General features: G+C 67.8%; 1 protein-coding gene. It reads right to left on the reverse strand.

All coding sequences use genetic code 11. The annotated features are described in order from the left end of the window. Positions 1-454: condensation domain-containing protein (locus AABA78_RS38925; protein ID WP_338270595.1), on the reverse strand; the 454-nt coding region annotated here is incomplete at both ends.

Here is a 454-nt window from a genome sequence, read left to right on the forward strand (position 1 = left end):
GATGGGCGAGCTGGTTCGCCTTCGAGTCCACCTCGCGGTAGGTCAGCTGCCGCTCCGGCGTGATGACAGCGAGCGCGTCTGGCGTGCGGCGCACCTGGGCTTCCACCATCGCGGGGATGCTGGGCTCCCGCTGGCTTTCAGTGACAGCCGGGTTCCACTCGACGAGGAGTTGCTGGCGCTCGGCGTCGGTGAGCAGCGGCAGATCACCCAACCGCGTGTCCGGCTTCGCGGCGATGGCATCCAGAAGCACGCCGAAGTGGCCGGCCATCCGCTGGATGGTCGACGCGTCGAACAGGTCCGTCGCGTACTCAAGCGTGCCGACGAACCCGTCCCGTCCCTCGCGCAGACCCAGCGAGAGGTCGAACTTGGCGAAGTGAGCCTCCAGCGGCAGGCCCTGGAATGACAAGCCGGGCAGACGCAGCGCCTCGGTGGGCGTGTTCTGCAGGACGAACAT

The sequence above is a fragment of the Corallococcus caeni genome (assembly GCF_036245865.1).
In the GTDB taxonomy this organism is placed as follows: Bacteria; Myxococcota; Myxococcia; order Myxococcales; family Myxococcaceae; genus Corallococcus; species Corallococcus caeni.